At 49.9% G+C, this 26,926-nt stretch carries 31 protein-coding genes; 9 read left to right on the top strand and 22 right to left on the bottom strand.

The genetic code is table 11. The annotated features are described in order from the left end of the window. Positions 1-59 precede the first annotated feature (59 nt). From M3G15_RS18130 to M3G15_RS18170, 9 genes are all read right to left on the bottom strand, one after another. Entirely contained in the window at positions 60-959 is a 900-nt protein-coding gene (locus tag M3G15_RS18130; protein ID WP_009224293.1) for a manganese catalase family protein, read from the bottom strand. Positions 960-1,070: 111 nt separating this feature from the next. Next, complete coding sequence (locus tag M3G15_RS18135) at positions 1,071-1,493, bottom strand: OsmC family protein (RefSeq protein WP_016311267.1); 423 nt, start codon at positions 1,491-1,493, stop codon at positions 1,071-1,073. Between the two features lie 22 nt (positions 1,494-1,515). Then, complete coding sequence (locus M3G15_RS18140) at positions 1,516-2,262, bottom strand: amino acid ABC transporter ATP-binding protein (RefSeq protein WP_009224295.1); 747 nt, start codon at positions 2,260-2,262, stop codon at positions 1,516-1,518. Positions 2,263-2,281: 19 nt separating this feature from the next. Beyond that, a complete protein-coding gene (locus tag M3G15_RS18145; protein WP_009224296.1) occupies positions 2,282-2,926 on the bottom strand; it encodes an amino acid ABC transporter permease in 645 nt (214 codons plus the stop codon). Between the two features lie 92 nt (positions 2,927-3,018). Beyond that, complete coding sequence (locus M3G15_RS18150; protein WP_036644787.1) at positions 3,019-3,906, bottom strand: transporter substrate-binding domain-containing protein; 888 nt, start codon at positions 3,904-3,906, stop codon at positions 3,019-3,021. An 80-nt stretch (positions 3,907-3,986) separates the two neighbouring features. Then, positions 3,987-4,637, bottom strand: a complete 651-nt coding sequence (locus M3G15_RS18155) for a TetR/AcrR family transcriptional regulator (RefSeq protein WP_036624286.1) — start codon at positions 4,635-4,637, stop codon at positions 3,987-3,989. A gap of 145 nt (positions 4,638-4,782) precedes the next feature. Continuing rightward, complete coding sequence (gene sigK / locus M3G15_RS18160; RefSeq protein WP_260071668.1) at positions 4,783-5,481, bottom strand: RNA polymerase sporulation sigma factor SigK; 699 nt, start codon at positions 5,479-5,481, stop codon at positions 4,783-4,785. Between the two features lie 132 nt (positions 5,482-5,613). Next, complete coding sequence (locus tag M3G15_RS18165) at positions 5,614-6,018, bottom strand: cupin domain-containing protein (RefSeq protein ID WP_028540255.1); 405 nt, start codon at positions 6,016-6,018, stop codon at positions 5,614-5,616. 19 nt (positions 6,019-6,037) lie between these two features. After that, positions 6,038-6,901, bottom strand: a complete 864-nt coding sequence (locus M3G15_RS18170; protein ID WP_260071669.1) for an aldo/keto reductase — start codon at positions 6,899-6,901, stop codon at positions 6,038-6,040. 182 nt (positions 6,902-7,083) lie between these two features. On the opposite strand from M3G15_RS18170, the gene M3G15_RS18175 reads away from it, so the two are divergent. Further along, positions 7,084-7,629, top strand: a complete 546-nt coding sequence (locus tag M3G15_RS18175) for a TetR/AcrR family transcriptional regulator (protein WP_260071670.1) — start codon at positions 7,084-7,086, stop codon at positions 7,627-7,629. A gap of 57 nt (positions 7,630-7,686) precedes the next feature. Here the strand turns inward: M3G15_RS18175 and M3G15_RS18180 are convergent, their stop codons facing one another. Then, positions 7,687-8,538 (bottom strand): aldo/keto reductase, encoded by an 852-nt coding sequence (locus M3G15_RS18180; protein ID WP_260071671.1) that lies wholly within the window; start codon positions 8,536-8,538, stop codon positions 7,687-7,689. 29 nt (positions 8,539-8,567) lie between these two features. Continuing rightward, positions 8,568-9,563 (bottom strand): aldo/keto reductase, encoded by a 996-nt coding sequence (locus M3G15_RS18185; RefSeq protein ID WP_028540040.1) that lies wholly within the window; start codon positions 9,561-9,563, stop codon positions 8,568-8,570. Between the two features lie 182 nt (positions 9,564-9,745). Here M3G15_RS18185 and M3G15_RS18190 point away from each other — a divergent pair, with 182 nt between their 5' ends. Then, positions 9,746-10,660, top strand: a complete 915-nt coding sequence (locus M3G15_RS18190) for an AraC family transcriptional regulator (RefSeq protein ID WP_085170914.1) — start codon at positions 9,746-9,748, stop codon at positions 10,658-10,660. Positions 10,661-10,702: 42 nt separating this feature from the next. Beyond that, complete coding sequence (locus M3G15_RS18195) at positions 10,703-11,068, top strand: winged helix-turn-helix transcriptional regulator (protein ID WP_085170913.1); 366 nt, start codon at positions 10,703-10,705, stop codon at positions 11,066-11,068. Here the strand turns inward: M3G15_RS18195 and M3G15_RS18200 are convergent. Both M3G15_RS18200 and M3G15_RS18205 read right to left on the bottom strand, forming a co-directional pair. Beyond that, complete coding sequence (locus M3G15_RS18200) at positions 11,041-11,592, bottom strand: NAD(P)H-dependent oxidoreductase (RefSeq protein WP_085170912.1); 552 nt, start codon at positions 11,590-11,592, stop codon at positions 11,041-11,043. The two genes, M3G15_RS18195 and M3G15_RS18200, sit on opposite strands and share 28 nt — an antisense overlap. A 305-nt stretch (positions 11,593-11,897) precedes the next feature. After that, complete coding sequence (locus M3G15_RS18205) at positions 11,898-12,299, bottom strand: beta propeller repeat protein (protein ID WP_085170911.1); 402 nt, start codon at positions 12,297-12,299, stop codon at positions 11,898-11,900. Positions 12,300-12,515: 216 nt separating this feature from the next. On the opposite strand from M3G15_RS18205, the gene M3G15_RS21550 reads away from it, so the two are divergent. The 5 genes from M3G15_RS21550 to M3G15_RS18225 all read left to right on the top strand — a co-directional run bounded on the left by M3G15_RS21550 (position 12,516) and on the right by M3G15_RS18225 (position 16,056). Further along, positions 12,516-12,806 carry a response regulator gene (locus M3G15_RS21550; RefSeq protein WP_311202299.1) on the top strand — a complete coding sequence of 97 codons (291 nt, stop codon included), beginning with the start codon at positions 12,516-12,518 and terminating at the stop codon, positions 12,804-12,806. Beyond that, positions 12,781-13,188, top strand: a complete 408-nt coding sequence (locus tag M3G15_RS21555; protein ID WP_311202300.1) for a response regulator transcription factor — start codon at positions 12,781-12,783, stop codon at positions 13,186-13,188. Before M3G15_RS21550 ends, M3G15_RS21555 begins: the two co-directional genes overlap by 26 nt. Before the next feature lie 11 nt (positions 13,189-13,199). Beyond that, positions 13,200-14,498, top strand: a complete 1,299-nt coding sequence (locus tag M3G15_RS18215) for a sensor histidine kinase (protein WP_085170909.1) — start codon at positions 13,200-13,202, stop codon at positions 14,496-14,498. A gap of 97 nt (positions 14,499-14,595) precedes the next feature. After that, positions 14,596-15,270 carry an SOS response-associated peptidase gene (locus M3G15_RS18220; protein WP_260071672.1) on the top strand — a complete coding sequence of 225 codons (675 nt, stop codon included), beginning with the start codon at positions 14,596-14,598 and terminating at the stop codon, positions 15,268-15,270. 243 nt (positions 15,271-15,513) lie between these two features. Continuing rightward, positions 15,514-16,056, top strand: a complete 543-nt coding sequence (locus M3G15_RS18225; protein WP_260071673.1) for a flavin reductase family protein — start codon at positions 15,514-15,516, stop codon at positions 16,054-16,056. Positions 16,057-16,138: 82 nt separating this feature from the next. On the opposite strand, the gene rbsK is transcribed toward M3G15_RS18225, so the two are convergent. The 9 genes from rbsK to M3G15_RS18275 all read right to left on the bottom strand — a co-directional run bounded on the left by rbsK (position 16,139) and on the right by M3G15_RS18275 (position 26,333). Beyond that, positions 16,139-17,461 (bottom strand): ribokinase, encoded by a 1,323-nt coding sequence (gene rbsK / locus M3G15_RS18235; RefSeq protein ID WP_311202301.1) that lies wholly within the window; start codon positions 17,459-17,461, stop codon positions 16,139-16,141. Positions 17,462-17,833: 372 nt separating this feature from the next. Next, positions 17,834-18,541, bottom strand: a complete 708-nt coding sequence (locus M3G15_RS18240; protein ID WP_009224315.1) for a PIG-L deacetylase family protein — start codon at positions 18,539-18,541, stop codon at positions 17,834-17,836. 57 nt (positions 18,542-18,598) lie between these two features. Next, complete coding sequence (locus M3G15_RS18245) at positions 18,599-19,474, bottom strand: carbohydrate ABC transporter permease (RefSeq protein WP_260071674.1); 876 nt, start codon at positions 19,472-19,474, stop codon at positions 18,599-18,601. After that, positions 19,474-20,376 carry a carbohydrate ABC transporter permease gene (locus tag M3G15_RS18250; RefSeq protein WP_198136173.1) on the bottom strand — a complete coding sequence of 301 codons (903 nt, stop codon included), beginning with the start codon at positions 20,374-20,376 and terminating at the stop codon, positions 19,474-19,476. Before M3G15_RS18250 ends, M3G15_RS18245 begins: the two co-directional genes overlap by 1 nt. Positions 20,377-20,388: 12 nt before the next feature. Next, complete coding sequence (locus tag M3G15_RS18255; protein WP_260071675.1) at positions 20,389-21,681, bottom strand: ABC transporter substrate-binding protein; 1,293 nt, start codon at positions 21,679-21,681, stop codon at positions 20,389-20,391. Positions 21,682-21,760: 79 nt separating this feature from the next. Next, positions 21,761-22,720: a GNAT family N-acetyltransferase gene (locus M3G15_RS18260; RefSeq protein WP_260071676.1), complete on the bottom strand. Its 960-nt coding sequence runs from the start codon at positions 22,718-22,720 to the stop codon at positions 21,761-21,763. Positions 22,721-22,799: 79 nt separating this feature from the next. Further along, a complete protein-coding gene (locus M3G15_RS18265) occupies positions 22,800-23,972 on the bottom strand; it encodes a serine hydrolase domain-containing protein (protein WP_260071677.1) in 1,173 nt (390 codons plus the stop codon). A 261-nt stretch (positions 23,973-24,233) separates the two neighbouring features. Continuing rightward, positions 24,234-25,877 carry an MDR family MFS transporter gene (locus M3G15_RS18270; protein WP_260071678.1) on the bottom strand — a complete coding sequence of 548 codons (1,644 nt, stop codon included), beginning with the start codon at positions 25,875-25,877 and terminating at the stop codon, positions 24,234-24,236. 18 nt (positions 25,878-25,895) lie between these two features. Further along, entirely contained in the window at positions 25,896-26,333 is a 438-nt protein-coding gene (locus M3G15_RS18275) for a MarR family winged helix-turn-helix transcriptional regulator (protein ID WP_009224322.1), read from the bottom strand. Between the two features lie 451 nt (positions 26,334-26,784). On the opposite strand from M3G15_RS18275, the gene M3G15_RS18280 reads away from it, so the two are divergent. Next, positions 26,785-26,926, top strand: a 142-nt coding sequence (locus tag M3G15_RS18280; protein WP_483874606.1) for a transposase, incomplete at its 3' end; no start/stop codon positions are given.

A 26,926-nucleotide genomic window follows, 5' to 3' on the forward strand; every position in this document is an offset into this window, starting at 1 on the left:
AAAACACCCGTCAACTATACAGTTGACGAGTGTTCGAAATCAGAATATCTGTACAAAACTCAAAGCCCAGCGGCGCGTTGCAGCCGTTTCGCGATTTCCACCAAATCCTCTGGCGATATGCCGGGGGCGAATTCCTCCTGAATCGGCTCCAGTTCTGGAATTTCGCCGCTGTACCCCGGCAGTCCGGCAAATGCTTCCAGCCTGCCGCCGTCCGTCGGATGCTGGCCGCGCCAAATTTGGGCGATGCCGTGATAGTCATGATCGCTGAACGTATACAATCTGCGATGCTCACCAGCGGCTTCCCAAGGACGGGTCGCATCAAACTTCCGATTTTCAATTTTCGGGATGGGCAGCATTTTGGTGACATCCACTCCGGTTGCGATCTCAAGCGCCTTCGCATACGCCAACACGTGCACGCCGCCGCGCACAAGAAGATAACCGATCATTGCTCTGGCCGTCGGATGATCGGTCATTTCATAGACGCGGGCCTTATGCGTCCGTGCACCACACTCCAGGAAATAGTTATGCAGCAAGTCGAAGATCAAGTTGCCGCTGCTAACGACGTACGATCCGTTCCAAGGACGCCCCATTGAGTCATACGGCAGAGAGGTCTGAGCGGATTCAATATAGTGAGGGGAGAAACGAAGATCCTTCGTATTCCCTAACGGAGTGGAATCCGGATCCCCGGGACGAGTCGTACCTTCCAGCATTAAATTGATCGTATTCGACACCAGCTCAACGTGACCAAACTCCTCTGCCGTAATACTCGCGACGAGGTCGTAAAACGGCTTGAGCTTGCTTTTCCCCCGGAAATTAAAGGACTGAAACAAATAGTTATTTAGCGTCGACATTTCACCAAACCGTCCGCCTAACAGTTCCTGAACGACGCTGGCGCCATTCGGATCCGGGGCTTTCGGTCTGGGCAATTCAATGGCCAATCGGTTTACGCGTTTAAACATGCATGTACCTCCCCATAAGTCTCAATTACTAAAAGCCTACGGGGGATAGCTCGGATATTATGCCGGACGGGTATTGATCGTCCGAAGCTTTGGTGTGGAAGTACCTTTTGTTTATGGCTGGAAAACCTCTTGACCGTTGAGAATCAGTCTGTAGCTGATGTCGGCCTTCAGCGAGTCCGATACAGCACAATATTTCTCTTTGCCCATTTGAATAGCTTTCCAAATTTGATAATCTGGAATGTCTCCTTCAACGCGGAAGATCAGCTCAATGGCGGTAAAGCCGGACGGATTCTGCTCTTTCCGGGTACCGTCCGCTTCGATCTCTAGTGAAGTGATCTTCTCAAGGAATGAATTCAGAATCATGGTGATGTCAATGCCGATACATCCGGCCAGTCCGGCCAGCAAAAGCTCCATGGGTGTTGCACCTGTGCCGTCGCCGCCGTATTTTGGCGTAGCGTCCATTCTTACCGGATAACCGGAATCCCCGACTGATGTAAACAAACGTTTTCCATTCCAGGTTGTCATAACCTTCATCATCATTACCTACTTTCTGTTGTTAATGCTCCTGAAGTTGATTGATAAACTTACGAGCTCTTTCGGACTCCGTATTCTGAAAAAAAACTTCCGGTTCCTGCGATTCCACAATTACACCGCCATCCATAAACACGATCCGATTGGCGACCTGACGGGCAAATTTCATTTCATGAGTGACGATGACCATCGTCATCCCATCCCGGGCCAGCTGGCGCATAACTTCCAGCACCTCTCCGACAAGCTCGGGATCAAGAGCTGAAGTAGGCTCGTCAAACAGCATGATCGCCGGCTCCATGGCTAATGCTCGGGCAATTGCCACCCGCTGCTGCTGGCCGCCGGACAGCCTCGAGGGATATTCATCCTTCTTCGCCAACAGTCCAACCCGATCCAGCAGTCGTTCGCCGATCTGTACGGCTTCTTCTTTTTTCATTTTCTTCACAGATAACAGCGATTCGATCACGTTGCCAAGCGCTGTCTTGTGCGGATATAAGTTAAACTGCTGAAAGACCATTCCCGTATGACGACGAATTTCACGGAAGGCGGCCTGTTTCTTCTTAGACGGCATGGATGCGTCCACTCGAACACCATTCACCTCAAGCGATCCGCCGTCCAGCTCCTCAAGGCCGTTCAGACATCTCAGCAGGGTGCTTTTGCCGGAACCACTTGGTCCGAGCAGCACAACGATTTCTTTGGGAGCTACATGCAGATCAATGCTTTTCAACACCTCTGCTCCGTTAAAAGACTTGGACAATCCTGTCGTTTGAATCATATTTGCTCCACCTCATGCCTCAATATACTTTGGACAACTGCTTCTCCACCGCATTCAGAATGGCCGAAAACACAGTGCTCATGATCCAATACATGGCGGCGATCCCAACGAAAAAAGGCATATAGACATAATATTGAGCGATCAGCAGCTGCGCTGAACGCAGCAACTCGGTGACCGTAATGGCCGACACCAGCGCCGTCTCTTTAAGCATTCCGATAAAAGTATTACCCATAGGCGCAATGGCCACCCGAGCTGCTTGCGGCAGAATGATTCTTCTCATCGTCATCCAACCCGTCATGCCCGTCGCATAAGCGGCTTCCGTCTGGCCCTTCGGAATTGACTGAATCGCCCCTCTGAACGTTTCAGACAGATAGGCGCCCACGTTGATGCTCAATGCCACATAAGCGGCTGTCAGCGGACCCAGCGTAATTCCGTAATCTACAACCCCGTAATAAACGATAAAAATTTGGACAAGAAGCGGCGTACCTCGAATAACCGACACATATACGCGGGCAATTCCGCGAACCAGCCAATTCCCTTTTAGTCGCGCAATCGCAACCACCAAACCGATGATCAGTCCGAAAAACATGGATACAACCGTAACAAGCAGCGTGTAATAAGCACCTTTCAGCAAGAAAGGAAGGTTATCCCATACCAGATTCATTGTCGTTTGAATCCCCTTTTGATTCCATGGTTAAAGCGAGAAGGCCATGAAAGAATACGAATTCTTCAAGGCCTTATCCTTTTCACGATTCTTTATTCTGCCGGCGGCTCTTCGCCAAACCATTTTTGGAAGATAGTGTTATAGGTGCCATCCGCTTTCATATCGGTCAAAGCCTGATCCAGAGCGGCCAGGAATTCCGGGTTATTTTTGCGGATCGCGATACCCGCTTGGTCGGATTTGATCGCATCGCCCACCGCTTTAATTTTATAGCCGTTTTTGTCGACAATGGGTTTCAAGGCGTACAAGTTATTGATGGTGGCATCGATCCGTCCCGCATTCAAATCCTGCAGGGAAGTAATCACATCGTCATAGGTTTTGATCTCGAAGTTGCCAACCTGCGGCAGCACGTCATTCCGGAGATAGGATTCATCGTTTGTGCCGAGTCCCACGCCGATATTTTTCCCTTTAAAGTCTTCCAGCTTCGTGATCGAGTCATTATCCTCTTTTACGATGATTTTAACTTCGTTCGTAATATACGGCTGGGTAAAATCAATTTGCTGCTTGCGTTCGTCAGTAATCGTAACCTGGCTGATAATGGCATCGATTTTTCCAGCCTGCAGACTAGGAATCAGTCCAGAGAATTCCTGCGGAGCAAACTCGACTTTAACGCCGAGCCGTTTGGCTACTTCTTTCGCAACGTCAGCATCAAAACCATCGATTTCCTTGTTTTCATTCAGGAAATTGTAAGGAGCGTAAGTCCCCATAAGCCCTACCTTTATCACACCCGCTGTTTTAATTTCGTTCAATAAATCACTTCCGGTATTTGCGGAGCTTCCTCCGTTCGCCGCATTGTTGGAAGGAGCCGAGCTTGGCGCGTTATTGCCGTTATTGTTAGAACCGCAGCCAGTCAATGCCAGAACTACGAGCAATACGGCGGATAATGTTAGAAACAGCATATTTCTGGATTTCTTACTTTTCAGCATGGATGTTCTCTCCTTTTTATTTATTGGGTAGCAGAATGGGTAAAATTCCGAAACGGCAGATCATTATCCAATCAAAGCTAAACACCAAGCAAACCAAAAAATTCGAATCTGGCCGTCTCCGCGGCAAGCTGCTGAGCCGTTTTGGATTCGATCCCGCTGCCTGGCGGCGCGAACCCGAGCAACCAACGTGAAATGACGCCTTCGATCAAGCTCATAATCATCGTGGCACGGAATTCAGCATCGATGGAAGCCGGGAGCATGCCTAACTCAATCGCCCTGCGAATGTTAAGAAGAAAAGAGTTCTCCATAGCTGCTCTCGTTTCCCGGATCGCATGGCGAATCGTTTCAACCCCTTCACCTCTGCCGAAAATAAGCTCTATTAAATACCGGTTGGATTCGGCAAACCGAAACAGACTTTCCAGCAGAGCTTCGGAGGCATGTACCATGTCCTGCACCGATCCTGCTTCCCGTCGGTATCCATGACGGATGACGTCAAGCAATTTTTCCCGGCCTTCCTTCACAATTTCCAGCGCAATCGCTTCTTTGCTTTTGAAGTACCAGTAGAACGTCCCTTGAGCCACACCCGCCTCAGCGACAATATCGGAAATTTTTGTTGCATGATAGCCATCCTTGGCAAATCGCTTCATGGCAATTTGCAGAATATGCTCTCTGCGATCACTGTTGATTTGGGCTTCTTTCTCTCCGCTCAATCTGTTCCCACCCCACATGATTGACTAGTCAGTCAGTTTGTAATTAAATCCTATAGGATTTATATGATATTGTCAACTCTTGTATTGTGGAGACAAAAAAAGCGAGTTTTGCGCAGCAACGCAAACCCGCTTTTATATAGTCATATTTCGATCAACAACAACATTATTTCTTCTTATAAAACTCATGATACAGCTTCATGAGCGCTCGCTTCTCAATTCGTGACACATAGCTGCGGCTGATGCCGAGCTCCTTGGCGATTTCGCGCTGGGTCCGTTCTTCTCCCCCATGCTCCAGCCCGAAACGCCCTTTGATGACTTCCTGCTCCCGCGCGTCCAGGATGTCCAGGTTGCGGTAAATTTTGCTCTTTTCCATTTTGAGCTGCACCCGGTCCACCACATCATCCGCTTCCGTCCCCAAAATATCAATGAGGGTGATTTCATTTCCTTCCTTGTCGGTTCCGATTGGATCATGCAAAGAGACGTCCTTGCGTGTTTTCTTGAGCGAACGTAAATGCATCAGGATTTCGTTCTCGATACAACGGGCCGCAAAGGTCGCGAGCTTCGTCCCTTTATTCGGCCGGAAGCTCTCGATCGCCTTGATCAGACCAATCGTCCCGATCGAGATCAAGTCCTCTAAATCCTCGCCGGTGTTATCGAATTTCTTGACGATATGCGCCACCAGCCGCAGGTTATGCTCGATCAGGATATTGCGGGACATCGCGTCCCCTTCCGCCATGCGCTGCAGATGCTTCGTTTCCTCTTCCTCGGTCAGGGGCTGCGGAAACGCATTATTTTTGACATACGATACGAGCAACGTCAGCTGTTTAATGAATAAAGCAATTGCGGTAAACAATCCCGGCAAAGATGACACCTCCCGCAGATTCACATCACGATGAATACAACCTCGCTTCATTTTGGGTCAATTCATTGTATGTGGGCGGTGGCCTATCCGTGCCTGTACGGAGGAAAAGAAAATCCCTCTTTCGAACTTCTCTCAAAGTTTATGGTATTCTTCGTCCGATACGGGTTCTAACCATTCCGGCTTGCCTGACGTAATCGCGATGTGAACAAACCAGCTGTCTTTTTTGGCACCATGCCAGTGTTTGACGCCATCATGTGTGACAATGACATCCCCTGCTTTCAAGCTTTGGGCAGGTTTGCCTTCTTCCTGGTACCAGCCTTCCCCGCCTGTAACTAGCAAAATCTGATACCCCCCGCGGTGAATATGCCAGTTATTTCGGCATCCCGGTTCAAAGGTAACATTCCCAACGCTGACATTCACATGAGGATCAGAGACTAACCCTTGAAGATAGCTTTGACCTACAAAAAATTGAGAGAATGGATTTTTATCACCTAGAGAGAATAGAACTCCATTTTTCACTTCTTCATGTTTCGCCATTGATATCCCCCGCCTAATTTTATGATAATTTCCCTCCAAATACGGGGAAGAAACTGTGCTCCCCATAGTTTTGAATCGGTTCAATATTTTTTAAGATTTCCATATCGGCATCACTGATCACAAAATCAAGCTCGGCATTATTCCGCATGTGATCCGGATTGGCCGTCTTCGGAAGAACTACAAGACCAAGTTGGATATCATATCGAAGGCAAAGCTGTGCCACCGACACCCCATACTTATCAGCGATCGCCTTGATCTCCGCATGATTAAGAACAGCGCCATGGGCGATAGGAGAATAAGCCTCAACCAGGATGTCATTTTTCTGGCAAAAATCAATCAGCTCCCATGGCGTGTTGCCCACATGAGCCAAGATCTGATTAACCATCGGTTTGATTTCACAACTCGTTAAAATATTCTCGATATCATCCTGAAGGAAGTTCGAAAGGCCGATCGCTTTCACTTTTCCAGCTTTATAAGCAGCCTCCAGCGCTTTCCATACTTCTTTGTTTTCCTCGAAGTAACGCTTCTCCCCACGAAACTCTACCCAAGGCTGCGGACTATGAATAATGAGAAGATCGATGTAATCGACGCTTAACTTGGCTAATGACTCATCAATAGACTGTGTAACTGTAAAAAAAGTCTTTGCCTCTGCGGCTACCTTGGTCGTGATGAACAGTTCCTCCCTGGCCGCGCCGCATGTACGTATGCCTTTGCCCACCCCTTCTTCATTCATATAAGCCTGAGCTGTATCGATATGGCGATATCCGAGGGATACCGCATCCTTTAATGCTCGTTCTGCTTGTTCATTATTCAGCAACCAAGTGCCAAGCCCTATATTCGGTATCTCGATTCCGTTAGATAATTTTGATGTAGCATTATACATAGTATTTCTCTCCTTTACTTATTCATCTGGGATTGAAGATTATTAACATTGATCGTTTAATCAACTCGTGTTTATAATTTTAAACAGAATGAATCAACTTACAATCGTCAATACCTTTGGGTATGTTGAATATTGAACAAAATACTGAAAATTGACGATGATCTTGGAGAGGAGATTAAGAAATGACGAAAGTGGATCGAAGGGTACAAAAAACGCAAACCGCGATCAAAAGTGCGATTCTTGAATTAATGGCTGAAAAAGACTTTGAGGACATAACCATCCGTGATATTGCCGATAAAGCCAACGTGAACCGAGGCACAATTTATCTCCACTACGTTGACAAATATGACTTGCTTGACAAGATTATCGAAGAACATATTAATAATCTCCGGGATCTCTGCCAATCCGCATCCGAATTGACGTTTACAGAGGGCAACTACGTCTGGTTCGATTACTTTGCCGAACATCATTTGTTCTTTTCCACAATGTTAAATACGAAAAGTGCCGCTTATTTTCGCAGTCGATTCCTTGATTTAGTCATTCAAGAATACAGGCCGGACGTAAATGTTACCGAAGGGAAAAACCAGGGGTTAAATGAAGAAATGTTTCTTCAATTTTTTGGCGCAGCGATCGTTGGTACAGTAGAATGGTGGTTTAGGAACGGGATGCCGCTGCCCCCTCGCGTAATCGCTGAACAAACGGGGATACTGCTGGATCGGAATATCTGAGACGTAAATCGGCGACCTCTCCCCAGTGGAATACCGGGAAGTGATCGCCGCTGTATTCTACTTACCAATTCTGCGTTCTGTTAAAAATTCAACTATTTCTGGATCGTAATGTGAGAAGAATAAGCTTTGTTCTTGATCCAGTTTCGCAATTTTATCCATGTCTTCATTGGTTAGTTCAAAATTAAAGACATCGAAATTCTCAATCATCCGTTCTTTCCTAACTGTTTTAGGAATAACAACCACATTACGCTGAATGAGATAACGAAGCGCAACTTGGGCAACCGATTTCCCATATTGCACTCCAATTTCTTTTAGGGTTTCATTCGTAAAGAAATGATTTCTTCCTTCTGCAAAAGGTCCCCAGGATTCAATTTGAGTACCATATTTCTCCATAATCTTTTGGGCTTGCTTTTGTTGGTTAAAGACATGGGTTTCCACTTGGTTCACCATTGGAGTGATCTCACTAAACTTGGCAATATCAATAAACCGATCAGGATAGAAATTACTTACTCCAATCGCTTTAATGATCCCTTTCTTGTAATACTCTTCCATCGCTCGATATGTTCCATAGTAGTCGTTAAACGGTTGATGGATTAATACTAAATCGATATAGTCGGATTGAAGCTTTTGTAAAGATTCGTCGATGGATGCTTTAGCTTTCTCGTAGCCGGCATTCGAAATCCAAACCTTTGTGGTAATGAAAAATTCATCACGAGGCAGGCCGCTTTTTCGAACAGCATTCCCTACAGCTTCTTCATTTCCGTAAGCTTGAGCAGTATCGATTGAACGATACCCCACTTCAATGGCTTCGCTTACAACTCGCTCACATTCTGCAAGATCAGGGATTTGATAGACGCCAAAACCCAATATCGGCATCTTAATTCCATTGGATAAAGTCACTGTCTCCATGCATATCCTCCTTGTTGCATCAAAGAAATCTATAGTGCTCCAACTACTGGATGCGGTACATACGGTTCTTCTAAATAAGCAACTTCTTCGGGGGTTAATTTAATCGATAATGCGCCAACGGCATCTTCAAGATGGGATATTTTCGTCGCCCCTATAATGGGTGAGGTTATCGTTTCTTTTTGCAGCAACCAAGCAATTGCAATTTGTGAACGAAGAACACCGTGTTTTTCCGCCAGTTCGGCGACTCGATCTACAATGATACGGTCAGTGCTTGCAGTTGCATCGTATTTTGATTTCTGTACACTGTCGGTTTCAGATCGAAGCGTATGTTCTGACCAATCGCGTGTTAATCTGCCTGAAGCAAGCGGGCTATATGGAGTTACCCCAATTTTTTCCTCCTTACAGAGCGGCAACATCTCCCGTTCCTCTTCACGGTAGATAAGATTAAGATGATTTTGCATCGATACAAACCGGGTCCACCCGTATTTCTCTGCCACATTCAATGCCTTGAGGAACTGCCATGCGTACATTGCAGAAGCACCAATATATCTAGCTTTACCCGCTTTTATAACATCATGTAATGCCTCCATGGTTTCTTCGATAGGAGTGTGATAATCCCAACGGTGGATGATATAAAGATCTACATAATCTGTTCCTAACCGTTTAAGGCTCTTATCAATTTCACTCATAATATGTTTTCGCGAGAGTCCTCTGCCATTCGGTTTTTGGCTGTTTAAATCTTTTCCCGTAGGAAAATAAACCTTTGTCGCAATAACTACCTCGTCTCGGTTGGCAAAATCCTTAAGAGCACGACCAACAAATTCTTCACTTGTTCCGTCTGAATAAACATTGGCGGTATCAAAAAAATTGATCCCTAAATCGAGAGCTTTTTTGATAATTTGGCGACTGCTCTCTTCATCGATCACCCAGGGGTGAACCCAGCGTTCTTTCACACCAAAACCCATACATCCAAGACTCAGACGGGATACATCCAATCCTGAATTTCCAAGTTTCACGTACTCCATTTTGTTCACCTTCTTACTAAATGATTAATTACAATCCCCTGTACTCTTAATATGACTCAAATGAGATCGGGGCAGGTATCACAATCCTGCCAAATGATTGCATAATCCTCTCACAACCATTCACGAAATCGATGAATAGGATTTATAATGGAACCATCCGATTAGGCAAAGGAAGATTATAGATGTTTGATCAATTATATAGGCAAAGAGCAGAGCTCGCCGAAATGATAGAGAAGCACACTGGCCAAGACGGAACTCAAGCGACTGCTATACCTTCTTTATTTTTCTCACGATACTCCAGCCATATTGGTCCGATGTACGGAGTTCATAAACCTTCCTTGTGCATTGTCGTTCAAGGAGCGAAAGAGGTGATGCTTTCACAGGAGCGTTTCCTATATGGTCCTGCCGATTACCTGATTGCATCCGTAAAACTGCCAATTACCGGACAAGTTACGGAAGCCTCACCTAAAGTTCCTTATCTGGCCCTAAAAATTGAATTCACAGTCCATGAAATTTTAGAAGCGCTGCATGAATTCCAATTGGGTGTCGAAAAGAAAGAAAATGCGAGACGAGGAATGTATGTCAGTAAAATAGAGCCTTCTTTGCTGGACGCAGTAACAAGATTAGCTCGATTGCTGGATCATCCAGTGGATCATAAAATGCTCGCCCCTATCATTAAGAAAGAAATCATCTACAGAGTTCTCCAAGGAGAGCATGGAGCCACACTAAAACAAATCGCAATAGAAGGAAGTTCCACCAGCCAAGTTAGTGATGTGATTGAATATATCATGAATCATTTTGAACAGTCTTTTAAGATTGAAGACCTTGCAAAAATAGCAAATATGAGTGTTTCTTCCCTCCATCGCCACTTTAAAGAGGTAACGACCATGAGCCCGATTCAATTCCAAAAACAACTGAGACTGCAAGCTGCACGGAGTTTATTATTATCTGAATCCGCAGATGCAGCAGAAGTTGCTTTCCGGGTGGGTTATGATAGTCCATCGCAGTTTAGCCGTGAATACTCGCGCATGTTTGGCTTGCCGCCCAAAAAAGATATAATGCGCCTGTTAAATCACAGTGACATGATTAATGCGTAATGCCTAAGTATGATCTACTACCCCAAACAAGGAGGAGCGGGCATGAAGAACACCCGTTGCGCTGTACCAGGAACAGCCTTGGAAAAGAGCGGCTTCTATTACACGCTGTCCATTATCGGCGGAAAATATAAAATGACCATCATGTACTTACTCGCGGAGCATAAGGTTTTACGACACAATGAAATTCACCGATACCTGGAAAGCGTCTCCTATAAAACGCTAAGTGTTATGCTGAAAGAGCTTATGGCCGATGGCATTATTTCGCGCAAAGAGTACCCGCAGATTCCTCCCAAAGTGGAATATTCACTGACCGAGCGGGGACAATCCCTCATCCCGATCTTAAACATGATGTGCGATTGGGGGGAGCAGAATCGGGAGACTTATAACTTATCCAAAAACTCCAGATAGTCTTTAACGCCTTGCTCGATTTCTTCTGAACTTGAAGAATACTCCTCGCCAGGGACGATCTCTGCACCGTAAAAAGCGAAAAACGAGCGATAATCCGCACGACAATAATAGCGGAAAGTGGTCTCAAACGGTGTCAGCAACTGTTCCAACGTATAGTGGTATCGGCCGCTTTCCAGATAATCGCTCTTCCGGATCCCCGCGGTGACTGCCAAAGCTACTTTTTTCCCCTGCAGCTTGTCTCCCCCGTTCCTGCCGTAAGCCCAGCCTTGAGTCAGCACTTCGTCCAGCCAAGTTTTCAGAATGGGCGGGCATGAGAACCATTGGATCGGAAACTGCAGAACGAGATGATCGTGAGCCTCGACCAGCTTCTGCTCTTGTTCCACATCGATGATCCCATCTGGATAAGCGGAAGTTAATTCATGGACGGTATATGTTTCGGGATATTTTCGCAATTCTTCGATAAACCTCTTGTTAATGACAGACTTAGAAATGTTGGGATGCGCCACAATGATGAGTGTTTTCATGGAGAACCTCCTGTTTCTTGTTTTGAGAATCATTTTATTGGAGTTGAAAAATAAAACAAGAACGCACTTTAAAGTGGGGTACTTACCTCGAAGTAAGGGAATCCAATAAAAAAAGGACATCAGCCTGAGCTGTGTCCTCCTAGGAATTGACTAAACATATTCGTTCTGCCAGATCCTCAATCGTCTCTCGCATGGCAAGCTTTTGGCGCCAAGTTTCCGGGATCGCTTCATATCCATATCCAAAAAAAACGCAGTGCGGGAGTAAAAACACTCCCACTCTGCGGATTTGTTGACTTGCAACCGAATTACTGAGGCGCTTGATTACTCCACGTCTTGCCGCCGTCAACGGAATACAACTTCTTGCCGTTCTCCGTTTTCACCAACAATTTTACGCTTCCCCTGTGGGTGAAGACTCCTTCTGTTGGTCCCTGACGATCTCCTTCCACAGGAGCCGTTCCTCTTGAAATGGTCACTTTGCCGTCAGCATCAATCGTTTCGTTTACCCCATTAGGTGCTTCTTGGCTCCAGGTTTTGCCGTCGTCTTCGGAGTACCATCTCGCACCGTCTTCCGATTTAACTAACAGGGTTGTGAACGAATTGGAGGCCGAAGCCGATACCGCACCGAGGGAAGCAACAAGCGCCCCGCATACAAGCAAAGTACCTAGTTTTTTCTTGTTGTTCATCGCAGATAGAAATTTGAATTTCATCGTGGGATACCTCCATTTTTTTGATTTTTTTTATCAAGCAGCGCTGCTTACATGGATCATCGTACGGGATGAACCTTTAGCTAACCTTTGATTTGCAGAGAAATTTGCAGCAATATCTTCCATCGGTAAACCGTCCGGCCCTTAAGGTTATCTAAAGGGAAGCCATTTATAATTTCTAATGAAGAGGGTCTATGCGATGAATTGGAGGTAAGAGGATTGAGGATTTTGCTTGTGGAAGATGAGGTTTTCATTGCAGAAGCCATCGCTCAGGTATTGAAAAAAAGTGGCTACACGGTCGACTTGGCCTTTGACGGCGAAGAGGGGTTACATCACGGCCTTTCGGGAATTTACGATATTATCGTTCTGGATATTATGTTGCCCAAGATGGACGGACTCGCCGTTCTCCAGGAACTGCGGGACAACGACATCATGACCCCGATCATTTTGCTGACCGCGAGAGGGGGGACCGAGGACAAAATTCATGGGCTCGATTGCGGAGCCCGATGATTATTTGGCCAAGCCGTTCCAGACGGATGAACTGCTTGCCCGCTTGCGAGCGCTTGGCCGGCGAGGAACGATATTGCATCTGGACGGACTGTTGACATGCGGCGACTTACAGCTGGATCCGCTTGCTCACATACTCCGATGCGGGGCTGATGAGGTCCAACTTCCTCCCAAGGAATCTCAAATGTTGGAACTGCTCATGCGCAGAAAGAACTTCGTCACCTCGAAAGAGATGCTAATTGAAAAAGTATGGGGCTATGAGACAGACGCGGACGAAAACCGTGTGGAGATGTACATTTCCCTCCTTCGTAAAAAGTTTGGAATGATGGGTTCAACTGTAATCATCCAAACGATTCGGGGAGCGGGATACATCCTGAAACCGTAGAGGGTGGGACTATGTTCAGTACGTTGCGGAATAAATTACTTTTTTTAAATCTGTCCATTACTTCAGGCGTCATCATTGCAGCATTCGCCTTTGTCTATTTCATTGCGTACAGCAATCTGCAGGCGGATATTCGTCAACGTCTTCATACTCAGCCTGAGACACAAATCCAAGTTGGGCCTGACAATCCAAATCAACCATCGGGACAAAACGGGAGTCCAACCACAGTAAGGCATAGGTTTGCGGATGATATCAGCACTTTTCATGTGGAAGTTGACGAAGACGGAAGGATCGTCCGTATCGAATCCGCCGTTAATTTGCCTGAAAGTGCATATCAACAGCTCGTGGAGATCGCTTGGAAGAACCAAGACGAGAATGAAATGATTAAACTGGAAGACAGAGAATGGCGGTATTCCGTCGCTCCCATCCGCGTTCAGGTCGTTGGCGAAGACGGGATTCCACAAGCCATTAACGACCAAAACTACAGCCTCATTTTCCTGGATGTTACGGAGATGAACAGCACGCTAAATCAACTTCTTATGACCCTGCTATTCGTTGGCATCAGCACGCTGATCGTGATTTTGGGTGTGAGCTTTTACTTCGCTAACCGGGCGATCAAGCCAATCCAAGGAGCGTGGGAGAAGCAAAAGCAATTCGTAGCCGACGCCTCCCACGAACTAAAAACGCCGCTTTCGATCATCCATGCGAACTGTGACGCACTTGTCGCAAGTCAGGAAGATACCATTCAGAACCAAATGAAGTGGATTGATTACATTCGGGCCGGAACGGACCGGATGGGCAAGCTCGTCCAGGATTTGCTGATTCTTGCCAAAACCGACGATGAACGGATAACGCTGCACAAAGAACATTTTAACCTTAGTGAAGTTGTCGACACCGTCTCCCAGTCCATGGAAGCGGCAATAGCAAGCAAAAGGCTCTCCCTCACCCGTTCGATTGAGCCCGACCTGATCGTATCCGGGGACCCAGACGGTGTAAGCCAGGTGGTGGGCATCTTGCTCGACAATGCCATCAAGTATGCGAGTCCAGGCGGTTGGATTCGGCTGTCGCTGACAAGATCAGGCCGACGCATCGAATTTTCCATTACCAACAATGGGCGTGGAATTGCCAAAGAAGACCTTCCAAAGGTATTCGACCGATTCTTCCGCGCCGATCGCTCCCGCACGTATAAAGACGGCAGCTATGGCCTGGGCCTCTCCATCGCACAATCGATCATCAAACAGCATGCCAGCGTGATTAAGGTCAGAAGTGTGGAGAATCAAGCGACTACGTTTTCGTTTTCGCTTGCCAAGTGATCCGCGGAATATCTCCAAAAATTAATATGAATTATTGAATTATTTTCCTCCTTTAGCAAACAATACATCACAACTTGGTAAAGGAGGCAGAGAGTTTATGTGTCAACGGTTTTCCATGGCGGCCGAGCTGCCGGAGGTTCAGGAGCATTTTCAGATCGGACGGGTCATGTGTTATTATAAAAATCGCTTTAACATCAGCCCTACACAGCCTACGCCGGTGGTACTTCAACAGGACGGGGAGCGGGTGCTTGACGAGTTCCGCTGGGGGCTCGTTCCTTATTGGGGCAAAGATGCGGTGAATGCCGATCTGCGAAACGTCCACCAGAATCCGACGTACCGTCGGCTGATCAGCACACAGCGTTGCGTGATCCCCTGCAATGGCTTTTATTATTGGAAAAAAGACGGCAAGAAAGAATACCCCGTGCGGGTCGTGCTGAAAAACCGCGGCATCTTTGGAGTCGCCGGCCTGTACGAAATTTGGCGGGATACGCGCGGCGAGCCGCTCCGCACCTGCACCCTTGTGATGACGGAGGCGAACCCGCTGATCGGGGAGTTTGAGAACCGGATGCCGGCGATTTTGTCCCCCGAGGCTATGACCCGGTGGCTGGATGAAGAGGTTAGTGACCTCGACGCACTGGACCCCATCTTGCGGCCGCATGTAGCGGAGGAGATGCAGGCCTATCCCGTAACGCCGCTGATCGACAATGACCGGTACGATTCCGATGAATGCATCCGGGAGATGGACTTGGAGTTAGCTTGGGTGAAGCGTTAAGCGCATGGGGGCAACTTTGTTACATATACATGCAAAAAAGCTCTTGGACGATCATGTCCAGGAGCTTTTCATTTGGCTTAATTTAATTAAGTCTGCCGTCTTATCGCTCTCCTTCAGAGCTTGCCATACCTTACATGCTCTGTAAAAGATAGTGTGACCGGAATCACCTTATCGCTCCTTTTCCAGCGTTATCTTCAATAGAGAGCTTCTTGGTAAGAAATAGATGGATTAGGAGGATGTAACATGGAGAAAATCGAGGTTAACTTTGAAAAAATGTATTATGGTTTCCCGGTCATTTTAACCAGCTTTTACGATGAAAATGGGGTTGCGCACGTGACGCCGTCCTCGTCCTCTTACTCGCTGAAGGACCTGATGGTGCTGGGCTACAACAGCAAAGGATTTGCCGCACAGCATCTCAAGGCGGGAGCCGACTTCGTGGTGAACCTGCCGGATCGCTCCCTGCAGGAGGCAATAAACTATTGCGGTTCACGCTCCGGTGCAGAGGGCAGCAAATTCGCCGCAGCCGGCCTGACACCGGTAGCTTCGGAGCATGTCAATGCCCCGGCGATTAAAGAGTGTCCGATCTCCATCGCTTGCCGGGTTGTTGAAGTTGTCGAGAGCGAGGAATTCCCGGGGCTGACCCATATTTTTGGCCGAATCGTCAGCCGATCCGTCGCCAAGGAATATTTGAGCGCGGAGGGTCGTTTGCTGATCGACAAGCTGAACCCGGTGATATATGCCGGAGACGGGGTTAAGAAGGGGTTCCGGTTTTTGCAGCAGAGCTGACAGCGCAGTGATATTCTCTAGTTTCCTTACGCGAAAAAAAGCTGCTTCTTCGCTTCAATAGCGAGGGAGCAGCTTTGTTACTTTACTGATCTAACAGCCAACGCCGCAGCACGTTCGCGTGATTATACACCGGGTCCTTGGCGGCATACAGCAAGGTGACCGGACGTTCGCGCGCGATTTCGCGGATCCGGTCCGCCAGCACGGCGCATTTCGGACTGCTGTTCAATTCGCGCAAATAGTTGGTGCTAAATTCCGCATACCGCTCCATCCGGTGCGCGAATTCCTTGCGCAGCTCCGGGCTGGGAGCGATTCCCTTCATCCATTCGTCAATCGCCGCATCGGCCTTGGTCATCCCGCGCGGCCATAGGCGATCCACGAGGATGCGGTATCCGTCCTCGGGGGCTGCCGTTTCGTAGATCCGCTTTACGCGGATCTGCTCTCCTAGCGTTGTTGCTTGGGGCAAGCCCGTTCCCGCCGCAAAACGCCGCACTTCGTCCGCTGTTGGCATACCCGCTTGAGCACCAAACTTCGTCACAGCCAGCGCGGAAGCCAGCGACGCATACTGTATGGCTTCTTCCAGACTTTGCCCCTGAACGAGAGCGACGGCCAGCGCAGCATTAAAACAATCGCCGGCCCCTGTCGTATCTACAACAGAAATGACATGTCCCGCCACGGTTCGAACCTCCCCCGCCTCAGCCAAATAGGCCGATCCATCAGCGCCCAACGTGGTTACAACTTGGGCCGCACCTCGTTCCTTGAGGCGCTGCATCGCCAGGCGGAGGAAGTCGCTGTTCACATCCGTCATGTCCAATCCTATCCCGGCGTATCTCCCCAGCTCCGTACGGTTCGGCGTTATATAGTCGATACAGCCATAAAGCTCTGCCGGAAGTTCCCGAGCCGGGGCAGGGTTTAAAATTACTTTCTTGCCCAACGACTTAGCAATTCGCGCTGCATATAACACCGTTTCCACCGGAATTTCCAGCTGGAGCAGCACGATATCGGCCTCCTTCAGCTTGTCCAAGTGCTGATCGATATCCGCCGGTGTCACCTGATCGTTAGCTCCGGGAACAACCAGAATACTGTTGTCACCATCGGCAACGTAAATTGAAGCAACACCTGTTGCCGTATCGGTCAGCCGTTTGACGCCGCTGACATCAATGCCTTCCTTGCGCAAGGCAGCCATCAGATCGTCTCCAAAAGCATCCGCCCCAACCGCACCAATCATTGAGGTGCTCGCCCCCAAACGAGCTGCGGCAACCGCCTGATTTGCCCCTTTGCCTCCCGGGATGAAGCGAACCCGGTCGCCCAGCAGAGTCTCCCCGATCTGTGGAATTTGCCGCGCCTCCACCACAATATCCATATTCAAACTGCCGATCACAGCCACCTTAGGTTGCGTCAAAGTCATAACCATCCGCCCTTAAACTTAGTTTCTGCCCTCAAGTTTATGCCAGAAGCTTGCTTTCAGCAAGTTGGAATCCAGAACAACAACCGTTGTGCAGCCCCTTTTCCACCATTATCCCCTTCAGTCAGATGGCATGCGAACTTGTAGTCTGATCGTGCGTTTTTGCATCATTATGTATCTGAATCAGGTCTACTCTCCACCTATTTTGTCCCCGCTCTCCATCGATCTCACCACCACCCGCTTCACCGCCTAACTCAGGTATTCCTGAACCAACGGGATAATGGTTAAAAAGGGGCCGCCAGAGAGCAACAACTCCAGTTAAAGGTCCAATAATCAAATAACCGGGACCCCAAGGCCCCGGTCGGCATGTGTATACTATAAAAACTGCACCCGCTTATTTAATGCGCCGGGCGGAACCATAAATGCCTGGGCCCGCTTGAACCCGACCGGTGCTCCGCGCACAATGGTCAGCGCTTTGTAGTATTCGATGAAGGGGAAGCCGGACGTTTCACCGCGCGCATAGGCGTACACGTTCATCGCTTTTACCCAGGTTTCATAGGCTTCTTCCGGGATATCCACGAACACCTCTGGCTGGAAGTCATACGGGTCCTCCCAGTTGTCGGTATAATAGAGCGGGCCGGAGTAGTGATTCGGCAGCGCCCGCTCTATCGTTTTCAGCGCCGCATAGAACCGGGCATCCTCAACGATGTAGTGCGTGTTCGCATGATCCTTATGCATCGAGCCTTTCCAGTGCGTGATGAGCAGCGTGGGCTTCACTTCGCGAATCACGTCTGCAACCTGGTATTTAACCTCTTCGTCGACCGGCAGCTCCGCATCCTTATAGGCGAGAAACCGTACGTCCGCCCCAACGATCTCGGCGAATCTGTGCGCCTCTTCGATTTTTTGCTTCGCATAATCGTCCGGGGACAGCTTGGGATGCCCCTTCTCTCCTGGCGTCAAGTGCAGGAAAGTCGCTTTATGTCCCGCCTGTACGTATTTTGCGATAACGGCCCCCGCTGTTAAATCCATATCTCCGGCATGCCCGCCGATGGCCAATATATGTTGTGGTTTATCCATTTCCATGATCCGGAATCTCCCTTCAAGTTGTAGTATTGTTGGCAATCAAAATATCCGCCACGCCTATTCTTTCAACCCAGAGTTCATCATGCCGCGGACGTAATATTTTTGCAGAATGATAAACACGATGAGGATCGGCACCGTCGAGATGACAAGTCCTGCCATCAGAAGCGGTTGGGTCAACGTCGGATCCAGGTGGTCCTTCAGCATTTGCACCCCAACGGGCAAGACCGCCAGCTCGGGATTTACTGAGTTAATGATCAATGCCCAAATGAACTCGTTCCACTGCCCAATAAATTCAAAGATCGCCAGAGTGGCTAACGCAGGCCCGGCCATCGGCAGAATGAGCCGGAAATAAATACGGAACTCCGATGCACCGTCAATACGAGCGGCTTCCAGGTACGCGTTGTTGATCGTCATAATGAACTGCCGCATCAGGAATATGCCGTACGCGCTAACCGCAAAGGGGAGAATCAAGGACAGGATCGACGTCGTCATCCCGCCTACGCCCCCGTTGCCAAAGAGATCATTACCGCCTACCAATGGAAAATGCGTCATAATATAAAAGTTCGGGATAAAGAACAGAAAGCTCGGAATCATCATCGTCGACAAAATAAACCGAAAGATCCCATCCCGTCCGCGAAACCGCAGCTTCGTGAGTGCGTACGCCGCCATCGAGCTTGTCAGCAGCACCAAAACGGTGGTGATGACGGATTTGAGCAGGCTGTTTTTGAACAACAAAGCGATGTTCAGAGATTCAAACGCCAATTTATAGTTGCCAAACTGGAACGTCTCCGGCAAAAAGCGGTAGTACAGGCTGTTATACTCCGCCGGCCCCTTAAACGAGCTAAAGATCATATCCAGGAAAGGGAACAGCATCGCGATGGAGCCGATGACGATGATTGTAAAGGAAACCCAAGGCTTTTTTCTCCGTCGCATTAGTAGCTCTCCACCCCTCCCTGTTTAAAAAACCGCATCTGGATCGCCGTAATGATCATGATGCATACAAACAACACAAACGCCATGGCGCTGGCAAGTCCCCAGTTACCAAAGGAGAACGCCTGCTTATACATTTCCAAACCTGCTACGTTGGTGGCATCGCCCGGACCTCCGGTGCGCGTCATGACCATGGTTAGCGTAAACGACTGTAGTCCGCCGATAAACGAGGTGATCAATACGAAGGTGATGGATGGTTTAAGCAGCGGCAGCGTGATCCCAAGAAACACCTTCCACAAACTTCCCCCTTCCAGATCCGCAGCCTCATAGTAGTCCTCCGGGATCGCCTTGAGCCCGGCCGACAGGATCAGCATCGAACTGCCGATCCCGAGCCAGCCTCCAACGACAATGACCGACGTCAGCGCGGTGTTGGGGTCTTGCAGAAAGTTTTGCCGAGGGATGCCCACCCAGGTGAACAGCTCGTTGATCAACCCATTTGTCGGGTTGTACAAGTACAGCCAGATGTTGCCGATGGCGACAACCGTCGTGACCGATGGCAGAAAGTACAGCGTTCGCCATAGTCCCTCCCAGCGCAGACGGGTGATGAAATAGGCGACTGCCAATGCACAGACAAACGAAATCGCCACCGTACCAAACGCAAACGTAAACGTATTGGTTAAGATCGGATGCAAAAAGTTCGAATTCGCTGAAAACAATGTGCGGTAATTGGCCAAACCTACCCACCGGATCGACGCGAGGTCGAAGCCGCCCCATTCCGTAAAGCTGAGGAACAGAGAGAAGAAAAACGGGATCACCAGGAAGATCGCGTAAAACACGAACACCGGCGTCAGGAACAAATAACCAACCAAGCCTTCACGATATGCTAAACCCATCTTCTGTCTCATCGGCCGGTCCCCTTATTGTCCCAGCTTCGCCTGGATATCCCTCTGGGCATTTGCGAGCTCTTCTTCCTTCGTGGCTTTGCCTGCCCACATGTTTTCAATCTGCTTATACAAAATGTCCTGGATTTCCGAAGCGGTGGCCGGGCTTTGTTCAGGATTCGCGTATTGCAGCGCATCGGAGAACGTTTTGGCGATCGGGTCGGCGGCCAGCTTGTCTTGGATCGTTTGTGAGGCGAGATCGGTTTTGCGCGCTGGTACCGTATTAAAGCCTTCGATCAAGAAGTTTCCTTCCGGCGTCATCCCGTTCTTCACCTCAACCGAGTTAAACCACTTGAGGAACTTCCATGCGGCTTCCTGATGCTTCGACTTGGAGTTTACGCCCCAAGCCCAGGTATACGCCAAGGAGCCCTGAGTTTGACCGTCCGGTGAAGGCAGCGGGGCTGCACCTACGTCGACGAAGCTGTCTTTCATGAGCGTTTTCAAGGAACCCGCCCACCAGCCGGCCTCAATCGTCATCGCCACTTGACCGGCGCCAAACGCCTTGGTCGTCTCGAACCCGATGTCGGAGATCCCGTTACTTCCGTAAACCTTCGAATAAAGATCGATCGTTTGCTTTGCAGCCTCACTGTCGAGATTCGGCTTGCTTAAATCCTCGCTTAACAACGTGCCTCCGGCGGTAGCCAGCAGCCCCATAAATGGCTGTACCACTTTACCGGCATAACCTCGCAAGAAGCCGAACCCTTGTACCGTGGTTTTACCGTCCTTGTCTTTTTGCTCGATGGCAGTAGCCATTTGCAGCAGTTCATCCCACGTTTTCGGCGGCTGGTCAAAGCCTGCTTCCTTCAGCAGCCGCTTGTTGTAAAACAGACCATAGGCCTGCACCTCGGTCGGATAACCGAAGATTTGCCCGTCGATCGTTGCTGCAGCCACGGCGGATTCTGGGTAATTCACTCTGATGTCAGCCGCGATATCCTCAGGTGCCGGGGCCAATACCTTATTTTTGGATAACTGTCCGCCCCATAAGGTGTACGTATGGACGATGTCAGCCACCTGACCGGCTGTCTGCTTGGTCATCATTGTGCTGAGCAGCTGGTCAAATTCGACCGGAGTCAGCTTCACTTGGATGTCGGGATTTTCTTTGTTCCATTGTTCGATGTAAGGTTTGAGGAGGTTCTCGTTTTCACCGGTATAATGCGAAAGCAAGGTGAGGGTCACTTTCGAGGAGGAACTTGCGTTGTTGCCGGAAGAACAGGCGGTCATGCCAATGGCGCAGACGATCGTTAAAAGCCAAATGAACGTTTTATTCACGCTTCTCCCTCCCAGGATAGGACTTAGGATCGTATTTGCTTGTTGCTGTTCTGTTTTTACCGCAGCACGGATGAGGTGTTTATGCGAAGGTCTTTACCATGATGTCGAAGGTTCTTGTAACCGAAAAACCTGTTTGTTTGTACAGATACCCTGCCGGGCTCTGCTCGCCGGTCCAGAGAAACCAGACTCCGTGCAGCCCATGGGCACGCATGGTGTGAAGGCAGTGATGAAGCAGAATTTTGCCGATGCCCCGGCCGCGTTGATCCGGATGAACGCCAAACGGTCCAAACCGTTCGCGAACTCCTTCGTACCCGCCAAACAAGCAGAAGCCGACAAGCCGGCCGCGCTCGCGGGCCACCATAATTTGCTCCAGCGGCAACCCCTGAAGAATGCCCTCACGGATTGCCCGAGCCCAGTCCGAATTAAACAATTCCAGATTAAAGCGGATCAATTCCGTCAAATCGGCATCCTGTGCCGTGCGAAAGGTATAACCTTCCTCCTCCCTTTGCCGCTTCAGCGCTTCGACCTCGGCCGGAGTTTCATAGCCCACCAGGCTGTAGTCCATCGCAACGGCGGAGTATTGCTTGGTAAAGCCGTTTTTTTGTAAAAATGCCGCCCCTTTCGGGTAGCCTGCTGCGTCAATGCCAGGCACGATGTAATTGGGAGCGTAGGAAGCGAAGAACAGCTTAGTGCGGCCGTGCTCGCGCAAGAAGCGTTCAGCTTCAAGCAGCAGCCGGCTGCCCACGCCCTGCCGTTCGAACTTGGGATCCACGAAGAAAAATGGAATCCAGCCGTTCTCCGGCTCCAGCTCTGTGCCGCTCATCGGAAGCAGCCGCCGCACCGCGTAGACGCAGCCGACTAACCGATCCGTCTCGTCAAAGGCGAAGCGCATGCCTTCCGGATCAAAGTTGGCGTCCAGCAGCACCAGATTCCGGAACCGCTTCGCCGTCACCGGGTCGAGGAGCAGCACGCGGTTCCAAAGCTCGACCAGCTTCGCTTCGTCGCCAGGCCGGTACCCCCGGGTTGCGATTTGTCCCATGATGGATCTCCTCCTGTTCTCTATCGTTGAACTTGTTGAACAACTTCTTCGCGGCCAACTGGCCCTGTTGCCACAGCTGCTATGCATCGGCAAACGCTGCAGCGACCGTGTTATGAAACTTGGCGCGCAAGCCGGCTACGGATCGATCCCTCCCGTAATGGACGCGATTGGTCAGCAGGACGCAGGCCAGCTCCCTTTGGGGATCGATGTAGAGGCTGGTGCCGGTGAACCCGGTGTGGCCGTAGGCCACCGGGGAGAGCAGGTCGCCGGCGGCGTCAAACGGGTCGCCGCGCAGTACCCAGCCGAGGCCGCGGCGGCCGCCCGGTACGCCGTCCGTGCACGGCCGCGTCGCGGCTTCCACCGCCGCGGCCGAGAGCACCCGCCGGCCGGCGGCGGCACTGTAGCCGCGGCCGAGCCACAGCTCCGCGTACGATGCCAAATCGTCCGCGGTGGCAAACAGGCCGGCGTGCCCGCTGACGCCGGCCAGGGCCCGGGCGTTCTCGTCGTGGACGACGACGGGAACGCCCGCGGGGCCCGAGCCGACCGCCGTGCCGGGCTCGGCGGTCGAGGCGAGACGCCGGCGCATCTCCGGCGCCGGCGCCGTGAGGTAGCCGCTGGACGCGAGGCCCAGCGGCGAGAACAGCTCCGCTGACGCCAGCTCCGGCAGCGGGCGTCCCGCCACCTTGGCGATGATCTCGCCAAGCAAAATATAGCCCAGGTCGCTATACACCACCCTAGCGCCCGGGGCTGCCTCCGGCGGAGCCTGGCAAATGAAATCCACAATCTCCCCCCGGCTGAAGCCGTAGGAGTGCAGATCGTAGAATGGTGCCAGGCCCGCCGTATGCGTGAGCAGATGCCGGAGCGTCATCTGCTCTCCCCCCGTCCCTGACCGCCGCTTCGCTTCCGCGGCGGCCAGGGACGGCAAGTACAACGCTGCCGGATCATCCAGCCGCAGCTGCCCGCGTTCGGCCAGCAGCAAGGTCAGCGGCAGCGTCACCATGATCTTCGTCAGCGAGGCGCAGTCGAAGATCGTCTCAAACGAGACCGGCGTCTTCCCGGTGTCGTCGTCCACGGCGTTACCGCAGGCGAAGCGAATTCGCCTGCCGCGCCGGGACACGACCGCAACTCCGCCGGGAATCTCCCCTGCGCTCACCGCTTCGCGCAGCGTATTCCCGATCCACGGAACTCGGTCCGGGTCCAGTCCCATCGCTTCCGCCGCTTCCGCAGCCTCGAGCCAATTCACTTCGCTCATCTGCAACCCTCCTTGGCCTTACTTAAATCAGCTGATAGTTTTGCTCTTAGGGCAATTATAAAGACGTTGAAATTTTATTTCAATAAGAAAATATATTTTGAAATTTAATTCCGCAAAATTGTCCAATACTTCTGTTAAATCAACAATTTTCGCCACGTTTTTCTCACATCAACTTAACGCAAAAAGCCAGAGTCTTCGCATCCGAAATGCGATAACTCTGGCTTGCTGAAACAGCTAAAACTTACATAGAGAACTTCTGACTTAAGCTTGATGCGGAGCCGAGGCTTTTGCCGCTTGCACCGCACCTTCCTCGCCGCCTTCCTTGGCAGTTTGGGGTGTTGGTTCCTGGTTCGTGGACCGAAGCGGCAGCTCACGAAGGAAGAAGACCAGCACGAAGGCCACAACCAACACCAACGTACCTGTAAAGAATACGGTAGACAACGTAGTTTCCAAGGCATCACGGATGCCTTGGATCATCTGTGCAAACAGCGGCTGTGCATCAGCCGGCAAACTTGCTTGCGTTTGCTCCAGCAGCGGCTTGTTCATCAACGTCTGCGGATTAGCGAAGGCCGTCATTCGCTGAACCAATTGCGGATCCATCTGGCTCATATCCGGTGCAGACGAGGATTGCAGCGCCTCTTTCAGGTTTTTCGTCAAGTTGTTGGACATGACCGTCCCCATCACGGCGATCCCAATCGTACCGCCAAGGTTACGGAACAGCTGCGTCGATGCAGTAACAACGCCAAGCTCTTTATGCGGCACGGCATTTTGCGTGGCCAGCGAGAATACCGGCATCCCGACACCCAAGCCTAAACCAAATACGATCATACTAAGAATGGCAACCGGTACGCTGTTCATGAAGATCATGATGACCATCCCTGCGATCATGATCGGAATACCAAACAAGGCAAACTGTTTGTATTTCCCTTTCTTGGCGATTAACTGACCAGTGATGGCGCTCGCGACAACCATGACGATAGACATCGGCATCGTAACGTAGCCAGCATAAGTCGGCGAAATGCCCAACACGCCCTGTACGAAGAACGACAAGTAAATCAGGGCGCCCATCATTCCGAAGTTCATAATAAAACCGATTATATTCGAAATCGTCACCACATCGTTTTTAAACAAGTGCAGCGGCAAAATCGGATTTTTCGCCTTCGATTCCACGAACACGAAGATCAAACCAGACACGACTGTGGCCACCAGCAAACCGATGATTTGCGTCGAACCCCAAGCGTAGGTCGTTCCCGCCCAAGAGAAGGCCAACAGCAGCGGCACAATTGTTGTCGTCATAAACAACGAGCCTACATAGTCGATACTTTGAGAGCTGCCGCGTTCCATCTTTGGAAATAGCGACAAAATCATGATAAATGCTACAATGCCCAGCGGCAGGAAGATCCAGAACAGCCAGTGCCAATCCATGTGATCGACGAGGTAACCGCCCAAGGTTGGGCCAAGTACGCTCGAAAAGCCAAAAATCGCGGTCATCAGACCCATCCATTTCCCGCGCTCCCGCGGCGGGAACAAGTCACCTACAGCCGTAAAGGCCGTCGACTGGATAATCCCGGCGCCGATCCCTTGAATCCCCCGGTAAGCGATGAACTGGAACACGTCCGAAGACGTCCCCGTCATAAAAGCGCCCATCATAAAGAGCAGAATCCCAATCAACAGGAACGGCTTCCGCCCGTACATATCGGACAGCTTGCCGACCAGGACGGTAGCAATTGTGGACGTCAGCAAGTAAATATTGATCGTCCAAGTATAATAGTCCATGCCGTCCAGAATCGAAATAATTCGCGGCATGGCTGTGCTCACGATCGTCTGGTTGATGGCGGCGAAGAACATCGCGGCCATGATAGCGATCATGATCGAAACTTTGCGTTTAAGTGATAAATGTTCCATGTAGTTTCTCCATCTCCGTTATGATTTATTTTCTATATTTGCAAGCACCACGCCAAGAATTCGCCGCAAATGCTGTAAATCTTCCTCATGCAGCTGATCAAAAATCCCCTCGAGCATCTCCTTCTGACGTTCGGTGATCTGGTTGATGATTTCCCTCCCCCGATCGGTAATCGAGATGTTTACAACCCGGCGGTCGTTCTCCCCGCGTTCGCGGTTCACATACCCCTCCGTAACCAGCCGGTCCGTAATTCCCGTGATTGCTGCCGAGGTAATCCCCAAGCTCTCTGCGATCTGCGATACGGTATGCGTACCGGAGGTGTGCAGCATGTAGAGCATTTTATATTGCGGAAAACTAAGGTTAAACTCACCCCCGCGTTTGTTCCACTCCTGCGTGATCGCCTTGAACAGCGTTCGAAACATCGAGGTGACTTCGAACAGCTCTTCTTTTTTCACCAACGTTTCTCTCCTCCTTCCTGCCTTGAGCCGTTCGATTAATTTAACAATTTAATTAATTTACTACTTAAATATTTCAGCGGTTAATAATATACTCCTTAATAAATCCCCCGTCAAGCACCCGGCTCAACGAACTTTTTGACAGCGGAAAATGCGGCCCTGGTTATCCCCCTCCACTTTTGCTGCTCAATGCGGGCTTTCCGCTCCTTTTCCCCCTTATCCCCTTTTTTCGCGCCTCTTTTACACCATTATCCCTTTCGTTCAGAAATAGGTGATTAAATCATCCGACCTTTATAGGAGATGAATTCATCCAACCTTTTTAGAGTAGATAGAACAAGATGGAGAGTTGGAATATTTTTCTTGATGACGGAACATTTGTTTGGTATAATGAGGAAAAAGAGAACGAATGTGCGTATTTGTTGAGTTAGAGGGATTTAAATTGGAGGGATCGGACATGGAATTAGGTACGAGCATGGAGCTTCAATCTATCAGTAGCCGTTTTCAAAGTGAAGCCGACTGCATCGAGGCGATCATCGCTATGAAGTGGCCAAACGGATTTGTTTGCCCGCGCTGCGCTTATACCGAATGCACCCGCC

This window comes from Paenibacillus sp. p3-SID1389, assembly GCF_025151705.1.
Taxonomy (GTDB): domain Bacteria; phylum Bacillota; class Bacilli; order Paenibacillales; family Paenibacillaceae; genus Fontibacillus; species Fontibacillus phoenicis.

Excerpts from the sequence above, each read along its gene's own strand:
- M3G15_RS18240 (WP_009224315.1), bottom strand. The coding sequence starts at position 18,541 with ATGGAAATGGATAAACCACAACATATATTGGCCATCGGCGGGCATGCC.
- M3G15_RS18215 (WP_085170909.1), top strand. The coding sequence starts at position 13,200 with ATGTTCAGTACGTTGCGGAATAAATTACTTTTTTTAAATCTGTCCATT.
- M3G15_RS18190 (WP_085170914.1), top strand. The coding sequence starts at position 9,746 with ATGTTTGATCAATTATATAGGCAAAGAGCAGAGCTCGCCGAAATGATA.
- M3G15_RS18140 (WP_009224295.1), bottom strand. The coding sequence starts at position 2,262 with ATGATTCAAACGACAGGATTGTCCAAGTCTTTTAACGGAGCAGAGGTG.
- M3G15_RS18180 (WP_260071671.1), bottom strand. The coding sequence starts at position 8,538 with ATGGAGACAGTGACTTTATCCAATGGAATTAAGATGCCGATATTGGGT.
- rbsK (WP_311202301.1), bottom strand. The coding sequence starts at position 17,461 with ATGACTTTGACGCAACCTAAGGTGGCTGTGATCGGCAGTTTGAATATG.
- M3G15_RS18265 (WP_260071677.1), bottom strand. The coding sequence starts at position 23,972 with ATGAGCGAAGTGAATTGGCTCGAGGCTGCGGAAGCGGCGGAAGCGATG.
- M3G15_RS18245 (WP_260071674.1), bottom strand. The coding sequence starts at position 19,474 with ATGCGACGGAGAAAAAAGCCTTGGGTTTCCTTTACAATCATCGTCATC.
- M3G15_RS18225 (WP_260071673.1), top strand. The coding sequence starts at position 15,514 with ATGGAGAAAATCGAGGTTAACTTTGAAAAAATGTATTATGGTTTCCCG.
- M3G15_RS18145 (WP_009224296.1), bottom strand. The coding sequence starts at position 2,926 with ATGAATCTGGTATGGGATAACCTTCCTTTCTTGCTGAAAGGTGCTTAT.
- M3G15_RS18135 (WP_016311267.1), bottom strand. The coding sequence starts at position 1,493 with ATGAAGGTTATGACAACCTGGAATGGAAAACGTTTGTTTACATCAGTC.
- M3G15_RS18175 (WP_260071670.1), top strand. The coding sequence starts at position 7,084 with ATGACGAAAGTGGATCGAAGGGTACAAAAAACGCAAACCGCGATCAAA.
- M3G15_RS18130 (WP_009224293.1), bottom strand. The coding sequence starts at position 959 with ATGTTTAAACGCGTAAACCGATTGGCCATTGAATTGCCCAGACCGAAA.
- M3G15_RS18170 (WP_260071669.1), bottom strand. The coding sequence starts at position 6,901 with ATGTATAATGCTACATCAAAATTATCTAACGGAATCGAGATACCGAAT.
- M3G15_RS18220 (WP_260071672.1), top strand. The coding sequence starts at position 14,596 with ATGTGTCAACGGTTTTCCATGGCGGCCGAGCTGCCGGAGGTTCAGGAG.
- M3G15_RS18185 (WP_028540040.1), bottom strand. The coding sequence starts at position 9,563 with ATGGAGTACGTGAAACTTGGAAATTCAGGATTGGATGTATCCCGTCTG.
- M3G15_RS18155 (WP_036624286.1), bottom strand. The coding sequence starts at position 4,637 with ATGTGGGGTGGGAACAGATTGAGCGGAGAGAAAGAAGCCCAAATCAAC.
- M3G15_RS18205 (WP_085170911.1), bottom strand. The coding sequence starts at position 12,299 with ATGAAATTCAAATTTCTATCTGCGATGAACAACAAGAAAAAACTAGGT.
- M3G15_RS18260 (WP_260071676.1), bottom strand. The coding sequence starts at position 22,720 with ATGGGACAAATCGCAACCCGGGGGTACCGGCCTGGCGACGAAGCGAAG.
- M3G15_RS18250 (WP_198136173.1), bottom strand. The coding sequence starts at position 20,376 with ATGAGACAGAAGATGGGTTTAGCATATCGTGAAGGCTTGGTTGGTTAT.
- M3G15_RS18165 (WP_028540255.1), bottom strand. The coding sequence starts at position 6,018 with ATGGCGAAACATGAAGAAGTGAAAAATGGAGTTCTATTCTCTCTAGGT.
- M3G15_RS21555 (WP_311202300.1), top strand. The coding sequence starts at position 12,781 with ATGGGCTCGATTGCGGAGCCCGATGATTATTTGGCCAAGCCGTTCCAG.
- M3G15_RS18270 (WP_260071678.1), bottom strand. The coding sequence starts at position 25,877 with ATGGAACATTTATCACTTAAACGCAAAGTTTCGATCATGATCGCTATC.
- M3G15_RS18195 (WP_085170913.1), top strand. The coding sequence starts at position 10,703 with ATGAAGAACACCCGTTGCGCTGTACCAGGAACAGCCTTGGAAAAGAGC.
- M3G15_RS18200 (WP_085170912.1), bottom strand. The coding sequence starts at position 11,592 with ATGAAAACACTCATCATTGTGGCGCATCCCAACATTTCTAAGTCTGTC.